The following is a 9,102-nucleotide window of genomic DNA, read 5'->3' as shown; positions in this document are numbered from 1 at the left end:
ATGGTTCGAACCCCCGATGGGAACGTATGTTCGATAGTATCGGTAGGCGCAGGCCGAGTCAAGCTATTGCATTGCGCTGCAACGCCTTCCGCGCGCATGTCCGCTACACGATGCCACCGACAAGTTTCGCATTTTAGCTAGGAATGCGGAAGCAAGTAACTCCGAATTTCGGAGCGGCGGCGCGTTGCCGAAATCTGCGTTTTCACCATTCTGGTTACCGAGTGTCCGCTGTTTGAATCACCCTAAGTTTTGTGCCGCCTCCAGTTGGGGCTGGTCCTCGGTGCCGAGGCCAGAGTAGTGGAGCGTTTCGTATTCGATCGGGGCATCTGTCCGATGCTCGAATGCAACCGTCTGTTGTTGTACCACTCGACCCAACCAGCGGTCGCGAATTCGACGTCGGAGAGCGTTTTGTACGGCCCGGCATGGAAGATCGTCGTTCGGATGCACTCGGTCTTGTACAACCCGTTCGCTGATTCGGCGAGGGCATTGTCGTAGGCGTCCCCGACCGATCCGATCGACGCCGCGATCTCCTCGAGCTTGAGCCTTTCAGTCAGCATGGCCGACGTGTACTGACTTCCGGCGTCCGAATGATGTATCAGCTCAGCAGCTTTCACTGAATGACCCTCCCTCTTGCGTTGCCACAGGGCCATCCGAAGTGGGATCGTCACCAGGTCCACAGTCTTCGACGTCATTGCATGCCAGGCGACGATCCTGCGGGAGAACACGTCGATGATGAACACCACGTACACCCACCCGGCCCATGTTCGGCAATATGTGAAGTCGGTGACCCAGGCTCGGTTCGGTTCAGCAGCGCTGAATTGCCGATTGAGGAGATCCGTGGCCCGAACACCGTCGGCTGATGCGATGGTCGTCCGGATCCCTTTCGCTCGACGAACACCGTTGTGGCACAGCAATTTCATTGCTCGGTCTACGGCACCGTAGGACACCCCGGGAAGTAAGGTCCGGTCGAGATGGGCGTGCATCTTGACCCTGCCGTACAGCCCTTCCGGCGTCATTTTCCGGCGGCCGGCCTCGTCAGTGCACCACACCGTCGAGCGCACCGCATCGACGACTCGGGCGTCGGAGACAGTGCGCGCCGCGGGCTTGCGTGAACGCCATGCCCGGTAGCTTCTCGCGGCGATCTTGCAGCCCTGATCACGCAGGACACGACAGATCGACTCGACCGCATAACCATTGGCGCGCAACCTATCTATGAAGTTCATGATCATCGGTTGCGGGAGTCGAGTTCCCCCGCGAAGAAAGTCGTTGCGGCTTTGAGAATCGCGACGTCCTCGCGGAGTTGCTTGTTCTCCGCTTTGAGTTTTTTGATCTCGGCGGATTCCTTCGAGGTAGTCCCGGTTCGAGCGCCAGCATCGACTTGGGCCTGAACTGCCCAGCGTCGTACGGTCTCGTGACCGACCCCGACCTGCTTGGCTATAGCCTCGGCGGCCGCTGTCAACGACGCGTATTCCGCACCGTGGTCCGCGAGCAACCGCAGGGCCCTCGCGCGGACCTCCGGATCGATTTTCTTGGGCATGTGCTCATCCTTCCTGACTCAGAAGGAAGCGGCATCAAACCTGGGGTGATTCAGTTTGCGTGCGAACCGATCAACCTCGAGACAACGATTCTGCGGTCCCTGCGACCGGTGTAAGTCCACCCAGATTGCGGGCGGTCAGGCCGTGCCGGTCGGGTCTGAGTTGTGTGCCGGCGTTGAGGTGCGAGCCGCCGGACCGGTCCCGGTGAGGTCGACTTTCGCCGACTCGGCCACGGTGTCCAGAAGCCCGTATATCTCGTAGCGAAATCACTTCAGCGCAGCGACAAACTCGCCCGGATCCGCGTCTTCGTCGAACGCGTATGAGCTGCTCAGAAGTAGCGTCGATCGATTCGAGGATCCCCACGGGTGCGCAGGTGTAACTGAGGCACGCCCCCAGCGCGACCAGGAGCTCACGCGTCGGACGCCGAAGCGCTGCGAGTTCCAAGACGGTGGCTGCTCTGAAGTCGCGGTGTCATGCGCTCGTTGAACGGGCCGTCGGCGCTGACCCACTCGCGGACGCCGCCGGGGTAGTTGCCGCAGAAGTCGCTCGGCCAGAATGAGCCCTACCCTTCTGTCATAAGCGACCGTAGGGTCAGCTCAACGGGCAGCCGTCGACCACATCATGAGTCGCGCCTCGACACCGTCGCCACGGTGGCCTGCCAGCCCTCGCGTACCGACGGATATTCGGGGTGCCAGCCCGCGGCGGCGGCGAAGCGTGCGTTGCTCGTGCGGTGAGATCGAGTCAGCGAGTGCGTGTATCGGCCGCCCAGTCGGGCTCCCGACCCTGGGGCGCGTATGAGTCGGGTGACACCCACGGCGTCTCCGAGGGCGCGGACGAAGTCGCGTCGGGTGAGGGGCTCGTCGTCGGTCACCAGATACATGCCGGAGGGCACGGACAGTGCGGCGACCGTCGCCCGAGCTGCGTCGTGCAAGTGGATCGCGGGTTGGAAGGCGTGAGGGCTTCCGGCGACGAAGCCCAGGTGGCGTCGCGCACAGTCGATCAGCATCTGCGAGTGCGATGACCCGGGGCCGTAGAAGAGGCCGAAACGCAGGGCCACCCCGCCCACCTCGGTCGCGTGACGCTCGGCGGCGAGAGCGCTGAACCCGTGGCCGAGTGGATCGAGCGCGGACTCCTCGTCGACCCAGTTGTCGCCGCCATCAGCAAGATTGAACGCGATCGATTCCTGCACCAACCGCAGACGCCCGATTCGGCGGACGGCCTCGGCGACGGCGGCCGATCCGGCGTCGCGGATTCGGTCATTGTCGCGCCAGCCCGAGGCCGTCAGAAAATGGCGCGGCGCAGGTATCGACGTCGCCAGATTCAAGACCGCGTCGTGCCCATGGAACGCGCCCTCCAGCGAATCGACGTCGAACAGTGTGCCGCCCGACGGCGTCGCGCCCATCGCCTCGACGGCCGACGCTTTGGCCGGGGTGCGTGCCAGCACCGTGACCTCGTGGCCCGCAGCGTGGAGCTCGCGAACAACGTACGGACCGAGGGCGCCCGTGCCGCCGGTGACGAAAACCTTCACATGCGCTCCTCCGTGTTCGGACCGTGACGACCGGAAACCTCAGACTTCCAGATCCACCCACACCAGGCGGTGGTCCGAGGGGTGTTCGGTGGCGTTGGGCCAGTAGACGCGGGAGTCGGTGACGGTGAGGTCGCTGGAGGGTAGGGCGTAGTCGACGCGCAGGTTGCCGGGGATGGGGTCGGCGAAATCTGCTGTATCGGTGCCATTCTCGGACTCCGATGTCGGTGCTGGGTCTTGCGCGCGCGGGTTGTCGAGCAGTCGTCCGATGGATCCGGGTACGGAGTCGCCGTCGACGGGGTCGCTGTTCTGGTCGCCGAGGACGACGAAGGATGCGCCCTCGTCGAGACCGCCGCGCAGGCCCTTGTCGTCGTAGATGTATTCGGCGCCGTCGATGTAGTCGGCCGTCAACCGGATCTCGTCGTGGTTGCGCTTGCCGTTGCGATCTTCCGGCCCGTCGAAGGACGGCGGGGTCGGGTGTGACGCCAGAATGTGAACGGTCTTGCCGTCGATCTTCACCGGTACGTCCCAGTGCGATTTGCTGGAGAGTCGAAGTGCATCGGAGTTGGCGCCGTAGTAGTCGCGTGGCAGCAGTGAGTCGGGCATGTCCTTCCACAGGAAGTTCGCGAACGTGCGCACTCCGTCGGTGTCGATCGGGTACTTCGAGAGCACCACCATCCCGTATTGCCCGGGGAACTGGCCGAAGCCCCACGCGTCGTTCGGCCCGCCGAGTGCGCCGTCGGAGTCGAGGTCGAGGCCCGAGTCGACGCCCGTGTTCACCGGTGCGGTGTAGGAGTGCGGGTATTCGCCGCCGAGGTAGTTCTCGCGAAAGAGGTCGACTGCGCCGTCCGCGTAGTCGAATTCGTTGATCAGCAGGATGTCGGGCGCGTTCTCGGCGATGACATCGGCAGCCGCGCGAGCCTGCGCGTTCTCGCCGTTCGAATCACCGCCGTTCAGATCCTCGACGAGCTGACCTTCGGCGGCGCGGTTGAGGCTTGCGTTATACGTGGCCACGCGAATTTTCATCGATTCTTCCTGTTCGGCCTCGCCCTCCGACGGCGAGGAACATCCTGTCAGTAGCGAGGCAAGTACGGCTATGGCAACTATCCCGGCGGCTTTCACGTCGGACACGGTAGAGGGCGTGATTGAACGGCACGTGAATTAACAAGCAGGCGTGCTTGCTTTTTCTTCGGCGTGATGTGTAGCTGTCCTCATGGCCGACCTCGACTCCCTCGTCGACGACCTCCGTGCCGAGGGCGACGCCCTCGATGCACTGGTCGCCGACTTGCCTCACGACCAATGGTCGACGCCGACGCCCGCCGCGGGATGGACCGTCGCACACCAGATCGGGCATCTGTCCTGGACGGACGACGTCGCCGAACGCACCACCTCCGGTGCAGCCGGTGACGAAGGTGCGGCTGCCGAATTTCAGAAAGCCGTCGAGAAGGCGTGGTCGGATCCCGTCGGCTTCGTCGACACGGCCGCCGACGACGAGGCGAAGAACCCCGAACTCTTGCAGACGTGGCGTACCCGTCGGCACGCGATGACCGATGCGCTGAAGAAGGTCCCCGCCGGCGTCAAGATCCCCTGGTTCGGCCCTCCGATGAGCGCGGCTTCGATGGCAACCGCCCGGTTGATGGAGACTTGGGCGCACGGCCAGGACGTCGCCGACGCACTAGGCATCACCCGCGAGCCGACCGAGCGGATCAAGGGCGTCGCGCACATCGGTGTTCGCACACGCGATTTCGCGTATGCGATCCATCAACAGACTCCGCCCGCCGAGCCGTTCCGCGTAGAGCTGACCTCCCCCTTGGGCGAGCTCTGGATCTGGGGTCCCGACGATGCACCCCAGCGCGTGACCGGTTCGGCGGCGGATTTCTGTCTCCTCGTCACCCAGCGTGCGCATCGCGACGTCCTCGACGTCTCCGCCGAGGGCTCGGACGCACAGCACTGGCTGACCATCGCCCAAGCCTTCGCAGGCCCTCCTGGAGCAGGACGAAACAAACAGTGAGTGTGAAGATCGGCAATTGTTCCGGTTTCTACGGTGACCGCATCTCCGCCATGCGCGAAATGCTCGAAGGCGGCGAACTCGATTATCTGACAGGCGATTACCTGGCGGAGCTGACGATGCTCATCCTCGGTCGTGACCGCATGAAGGATGCTTCCCGTGGCTATGCGAAAACGTTCCTACGTCAGGCCGAGGACTGCCTCGGCCTTGCGCTCGACAAGGGCGTCAAGATCGTCGCCAATGCGGGCGGACTCAATCCCCGCGGCCTTGCCGAAGCGCTCGAGAAGCTCGGCTCGGGCGCCGAGATCGCCTACGTCGAGGGCGACGATCTGCTCCCGCGTGCGCAGGAACTCGGACTCGGCTCCCCATTGACGGCAAATGCCTACCTCGGCGCCTGGGGCATCGTCGAATGTCTGCAGTCCGGCGCCGACGTGGTTGTCACCGGCCGCGTCACGGACGCATCGGTCATCGTCGGCCCAGCGGCGGCCCATTTCGGCTGGAGTCGAACGGATTACGACGCCCTGGCCGGCGCCGTGGTGGCCGGTCACGTCATCGAATGTGGGACGCAGGCCACGGGGGGTAACTATTCGTTCTTCACCGAGATCGCCGACATGTCGCGTCCGGGTTTCCCGATCGCCGAAATAGAGTCCGACGGTTCCTCGGTCATCACCAAGCACGAGGGCACCGGCGGAGCCGTCAGCGTGGGCACCGTCACCGCTCAGCTGCTCTACGAGATCACCGGCGGCCGCTACGCGAACCCCGACGTGACAGCGCGCATCGACACAGCCGAATTGACGCAGGACGGTAGCGATCGCGTGCGCATCAGCGGTACGCGAGGCGAGTCTCCGCCGCCGACGCTCAAGGTCTCGCTCAACTCTCTCGGCGGCTTCCGCAACGAGTTCACGACGATTGTCACCGGGCTCGATATCGAGGCCAAAGCCGAACTGGCGCAGAAACAGTTCGAAACGTGGTTGCCGACGAGGCCGACCGAGCTCGACTGGACGCTGGTACGCACCGACAAGCCGGACGCCGAGACGGAGGAAACAGCAAGTGCACTGCTGCGCTGCGTCGCGCGCGACAGTGACCCGAATATCGTCGGTAGGCAGTTCTCCTCGGTGGCAGTAGAACTGGCACTCGCCAGCTATCCGGGATTCTCGCTCACCGCGCCGCCCGGAAACGGAGCGCCCTACGGAGTGTTCACGGCCGGGTATGTGCCGATTCACGAGGTGCCGCACACCGCAGTCCTGCCCGACGGCACCAGGCGGGACATCGAGCCGGCCGGCGACACCACGGCCCTCGAACCTCTCGCCGAGCCGACGCTGCCCTCGAAATACGCCGACGAACCCTCCATCCGCGTCCCGCTCGGTACTATCGCGGCGGCACGCAGCGGCGACAAGGGCGGTAGCGCCAACGTCGGCGTGTGGGTACGAACCGACAACGAGTTCGCTTGGCTGGCAAACGCTCTCACGACCGAAGAATTGAAACGGATGCTGCCCGAGGCGCAGAACCTCACCGTCGTCCGCCACGTACTGCCCCATCTCAGAGCAGTCAATTTCGTCGTCGAGGGAATTCTCGGCCAGGGCGTTGCGTCGCAGGCTCGGTTCGACCCGCAGGCCAAGGGTCTCGGCGAATGGCTGCGCTCGCGTCACATCGACATCCCCGAAACGCTCGTCTTTACAGGAGACTTCGTATGAGCATCTGGACCACGCCCGAGCGCGAACAGCTCCGAAAGACGGTGCGCAGCTTCGTCGAACAGGACATCGCGCCGCACCTGAACCAGTGGGAAGCCGACGGTGAGATACCCCGCGAACTGCACAAGCAGGCAGCCGCACTGGGTCTTCTCGGCGCGGGCTTTCCCGAACACGTCGGCGGCGAGGGCGGAGATCTCGCCGACGCCATCGTGATCTGCGAGGAGATGCATCAGGCCGGAGCGTCGGGCGGATTGTTCGCCTCGCTGTTCACCAACGGGATCTCGCTGCCTCACCTCGTCGCCGCCGGTGATCCCGATCAGATCGACAAGTGGGTCAGGCCCACTCTCGCCGGCGACAAGATCGGCTCCCTCGCCATCACCGAGCCGGGCGGCGGATCCGACGTCGGGCACCTGCGCACCAGGGCCGTCAGAGACGGAGACCACTACGTCGTCAACGGCTCGAAGACGTACATCACCTCGGGGTGCCGAGCCGACTTCGTCGTCACCGCGGTACGCACGGGAGGCGACGGCGCTGCCGGTGTGTCGCTTCTCGTCATCGAGAGCGACACGCGCGGGTTCGAGGTCACGACGAAGCTGGACAAGATGGGGTGGCGCGCGTCCGACACCGCGGAGTTGGCGTTCGTCGACGCCAGGGTTCCCGTCGGCAACCTCGTCGGTGCCGAGAATTCCGGCTTCGCGCAGATCGCGCAGGCATTCCTCAGTGAGCGTATTGCGCTTGCCGCGCAGGCGTATTCGAGCGCGCAACGATGCCTCGATCTCACACTGCAGTGGGTGCGCGACCGCGAGACCTTCGGAAGACCTCTGATCAAGAGGCAATCCGTGCAGAACACCGTCACCGAGATGGCCCGAAAGATCGACATCGCCCGCGTCTACACGCGCCACATCGTCGAGCAGAGTTTGCAATCGAACCAGGACTTCATCGCCGAGGTCTGCTTCGCCAAGAACACCGCCGTCGAGTCGGGGGAGTGGGTCGCGAACCAGGCTGTCCAGCTGTTCGGAGGTCTCGGCTACATGCGTGAGAGCGAGGTCGAACGCCAGTACCGCGACATGCGCATCCTGGGTATCGGCGGCGGCACCACCGAGATTCTCACCGGACTTGCAGCAAAACGATTGGGGTACCAGGCATGAGCGTGCTGAAGTCCACCCTCGACACCGCATCGGAGCAGTTCGCCGGTGCCACCGAGGCCATGAACACCAAACTCGCCGAAATCGACGCCGAACACGGCAAGGCGCTCCTCGGCGGCGGCGAGAAGTACATCGAGCGGCACAAGAAGCGCGGGAAACTACTCGCCCGTGAGCGCATCGAGCTGCTCGTCGACGAGGATTCCGCGTTTCTCGAACTGTGTCCCCTCGCGGCATGGGGCAGTGACTTTCCCGTCGGCGCCAGCACGGTGATGGGTATCGGCGTAGTCAGCGGCGTCGAATGTCTGATCGTCGCCAACGATCCGACGGTCCGCGGCGGCGCCAGCAATCCATGGACCCTGAAAAAGGGGTTCCGCGCCAACGACATCGCGACGCAGAACCGTCTACCGGTGATCTCGCTCGTCGAGTCCGGCGGCGCCGACCTACCGACGCAGAAGGAAGTGTTCATTCCCGGCGGCAGGATGTTCCGGGACCTCACCCAGCTCTCCGCCAAGGGCATTCCGACGATCGCCCTGGTGTTCGGCAACTCGACCGCGGGCGGCGCCTACATCCCCGGAATGTCCGATCACGTCGTCATGATCAAGGAGCGCTCGAAGGTGTTCCTGGCCGGTCCTCCTCTGGTCAAGATGGCCACCGGTGAAGACTCCGACGACGAATCCCTCGGCGGCGCAGAGATGCACGCCCGCAAATCCGGTCTCGCGGACTACTTCGCCGTCGACGAACAAGATGCCATTCGCATCGGCCGCAGCATCGTCAAGAGGCTGAACTGGAAGAAGAAGGGCCCGGAGCCTCGCGCGGAGGTCATCGAACCCCTTGCCGACCCCGAGGACCTGCTCGGTATCGTGCCCACCGACCTCAAGATTCCCTTCGATCCGCGCGAGGTTATCGCCCGCATTGTCGACGGCTCCGACTTCGACGAGTTCAAGCCGATGTACGGCGGGTCGCTGGTCACCGGCTGGGCCGAACTGCACGGCTATCCGATCGGCATCCTTGCCAACGCCCGCGGCGTGCTGTTCAGCGAAGAGTCGCAGAAGGCAACCCAGTTCATCCAACTGGCCAATCGCTCCGACACCCCGTTGTTGTTCCTGCACAACACCACCGGCTACATGGTCGGCAAGGAGTACGAGGAGGGCGGCATGATCAAACACGGATCGATGATGATCAACGCCGTCTCCAACTC

General features: G+C 64.1%; 6 protein-coding genes and 1 pseudogene. 4 read left to right on the top strand and 3 right to left on the bottom strand.

Annotated features, from left to right (window positions below):
* Positions 1 to 237: 237 nt before the first annotated feature.
* From WBQ44_RS05540 to WBQ44_RS05530, 3 genes and pseudogenes are all read right to left on the bottom strand, one after another.
* Positions 238 to 1,537, bottom strand: a pseudogene (locus WBQ44_RS05540) (IS3 family transposase).
* A gap of 617 nt (positions 1,538 to 2,154) precedes the next feature.
* Positions 2,155 to 3,063 (bottom strand): NAD-dependent epimerase/dehydratase family protein, encoded by a 909-nt coding sequence (locus WBQ44_RS05535; protein WP_495565730.1) that lies wholly within the window; start codon positions 3,061 to 3,063, stop codon positions 2,155 to 2,157.
* 39 nt (positions 3,064 to 3,102) lie between these two features.
* The gene (locus WBQ44_RS05530; protein ID WP_495565729.1) at positions 3,103 to 4,182 is read right to left on the bottom strand and encodes an endonuclease/exonuclease/phosphatase family protein; all 1,080 of its coding nucleotides are present in this window, start codon (positions 4,180 to 4,182) and stop codon (positions 3,103 to 3,105) included.
* A 91-nt stretch (positions 4,183 to 4,273) separates the two neighbouring features.
* On the opposite strand from WBQ44_RS05530, the gene WBQ44_RS05525 reads away from it, so the two are divergent.
* From WBQ44_RS05525 to WBQ44_RS05510, 4 genes are all read left to right on the top strand, one after another.
* Positions 4,274 to 5,071 carry a TIGR03084 family metal-binding protein gene (locus tag WBQ44_RS05525; protein ID WP_495565728.1) on the top strand — a complete coding sequence of 266 codons (798 nt, stop codon included), beginning with the start codon at positions 4,274 to 4,276 and terminating at the stop codon, positions 5,069 to 5,071.
* Positions 5,068 to 6,762, top strand: a complete 1,695-nt coding sequence (locus tag WBQ44_RS05520) for an acyclic terpene utilization AtuA family protein (RefSeq protein WP_495565727.1) — start codon at positions 5,068 to 5,070, stop codon at positions 6,760 to 6,762. Before WBQ44_RS05525 ends, WBQ44_RS05520 begins: the two co-directional genes overlap by 4 nt.
* Positions 6,759 to 7,907, top strand: a complete 1,149-nt coding sequence (locus tag WBQ44_RS05515; RefSeq protein WP_495565726.1) for an acyl-CoA dehydrogenase family protein — start codon at positions 6,759 to 6,761, stop codon at positions 7,905 to 7,907. Before WBQ44_RS05520 ends, WBQ44_RS05515 begins: the two co-directional genes overlap by 4 nt.
* Positions 7,904 to 9,102, top strand: a 1,199-nt coding sequence (locus WBQ44_RS05510; protein WP_495565725.1) for an acyl-CoA carboxylase subunit beta, incomplete at its 3' end; no start/stop codon positions are given. The genes WBQ44_RS05515 and WBQ44_RS05510, both read left to right, overlap by 4 nt.

This window comes from Rhodococcus sp. (in: high G+C Gram-positive bacteria), assembly GCF_049591685.1.
Taxonomy (GTDB): Bacteria; Actinomycetota; Actinomycetes; order Mycobacteriales; family Mycobacteriaceae; genus Rhodococcoides.
Note: the sequence above shows the minus strand (reverse complement) of the source record. Positions and strands in the feature narration are given on the sequence as shown.